The sequence below is a fragment of the Streptomyces pseudogriseolus genome, assembly GCA_002154585.1.
Lineage (GTDB): Bacteria > Actinomycetota > Actinomycetes > Streptomycetales > Streptomycetaceae > Streptomyces > Streptomyces pseudogriseolus.
In genome coordinates this window covers 1-1,772 of the sequence record MUNG01000139.1, presented here as the reverse complement: position 1 = coordinate 1,772, position 1,772 = coordinate 1, and the positions used below count along the sequence as shown (strand labels likewise).

At 73.8% G+C, this 1,772-nt stretch carries 1 protein-coding gene and 1 pseudogene; both read right to left on the bottom strand.

Going from position 1 to position 1,772, the window contains the following annotated elements:
* Positions 1 to 404, bottom strand: a pseudogene (locus CCN29_RS14225) (hypothetical protein); the annotation flags it as partial.
* A 164-nt stretch (positions 405 to 568) separates the two neighbouring features.
* The gene (locus tag CCN29_RS14220) at positions 569 to 1,552 is read right to left on the bottom strand and encodes a LysR family transcriptional regulator (RefSeq protein WP_086682233.1); all 984 of its coding nucleotides are present in this window, start codon (positions 1,550 to 1,552) and stop codon (positions 569 to 571) included.
* Positions 1,553 to 1,772: the final 220 nt, after the last annotated feature.

Here is a 1,772-nt window from a genome sequence, read left to right as displayed (position 1 = left end):
GGGCGGGAGGGCGCAGCCTGGGGTCCGCCCACCTCGGGCAGCACCTGCGTACGGTCCTCACCGCCGGGGCGGAACGCGCCGGACGGACCCGGACGGCCGCCCGTGCCGGGCAGCACCTGGGTCCCGTCCTCGCTCCCGGAGGGAGGCAGCACCTGCGTCCGGTCGTCGTCCCTGCCGTTCCCGGACGGGAACACACCGAGCCGCGCCCAGCGTTCGTCCAGGGACCCGGAACCGGAACCGGCGCGGAGGTTCTCCGCGCCGTCTCTCACGCCGGGTTCGGCGGGTCTCTCCGCCAGGGGCAGCACCCGCGTCTCACGGGCGTCCTCGTCCGCGTCCGCGAACCTCCGGGAACCGTCGGCCGACTGCGGCCGCCCCGGTTGGGCGTCTTCTCGCCACTTTTCCACGCGCTCGCACTTCCCCCCAACGGAACCATCGGCGCGCGTACGACCCGAGCACCCGTCGGCGGACCGGGCCCCCACCCGCTCCGAGCGCCCCGTTTATCACACCGTGCTCGGGCATCGAATGTAGCGCACGCGGAGGTTGTGTGTTTGCGCGGCGACCTTTTGTGTCAGCAGCGAGACATTGGGTGCGCTCCCATCACGTCGGCGTCCTGCTTCGGAAGCCAGGAGTCCGCAGGTCGCCTCAGCCAGCCCCGCTCGGCGGACAGGTCGGCGGCCGACCTGCGCAGTTCGGTCAGAGCGGGGTGGATCATTCCCTTCCGCCACACAAGAGACACAGGTGAGAGGGGTACGGGGTCCACGAGGGGCCGGGAAACCGTCCCCGGATGTGGCGGAAAACCGACCACGGCGAGGATCGGATTACGGGTGCGCGCCATGATCCGCCGGAACTCCTCCTCCCCCACCGCGAGCGGCGCGGGCGGCGCGAGCGCGATGTCCCGCCCGTCGAACAGCCGCCGCGCCAGGTCCGTCCACTCCTCGGTGCGGGTGTTGCCCGCCCCGGCGTAGACGGTCTCGCCCGCCAGCGCGGCCAGCGGCACCTCGGGCAGCCCGGCCAGCGCGTGCTCCTCGGGCAGCACCACCGCCATCGGCTCGTAGCGCACCGGCTGCTGCTCCAGCCCGGCCCGCACGGCCTTGGCGAGCCCCGCGAACCGGCCGAACGACGCGTCGAGCCGGCCGGCGAGCAGCTCCCCCGCCGCCCAGGTCAGTCCGCTCTCGTAGCGGGCCATCAGCTCGTGCTCGGGGGCCAGTCCCCGCGCCCGGTGCAGCACCTCGCGGTGGGTGTCCAGACCCGGGGAGTTGAGGTCCACCAGCAGCGGGCGGCTCCGTCCGGCGGCGGCGAGCAGGTCGTCCTGCGCCTGGAGCACCGCGCGGGCGTACGGCAGCAGGCGTTCACCGTCGGCGGTGAGCGTGACCCGGCGGGTGCTGCGCACGAACAGCTCGCAGCCCAGCTCCCCCTCCAGGCGCCGCACGTCCCGGCTGAGCGCCTGCTGGGCGACGTAGAGGCGGGCCGCGGCCCGGGTGAAGTGCAGCTCCTCGGCGACGGTGACGAAGGCGCGCAGCAGGCGGGGGTCGACGTGGGAGGGGGCAAACATCCCGCGAACCTACAACACAGGTGCGTCAATCGGTGCGGAGAAGGTGTTGGACCGGCCGACCGGGCCGGGGCGACGGTGGTGCCATGCCGCAGCCGACCTCACCGGACACCCGCCTGTTCACCGTCACCGCCGACACCCTCGTGGCCGTCGACTTCACTCCGCGCGAACCGCGCGAACCGCGCGAACGCCGCCGACCCCGCACCCCTCGCACCCCCCGCAC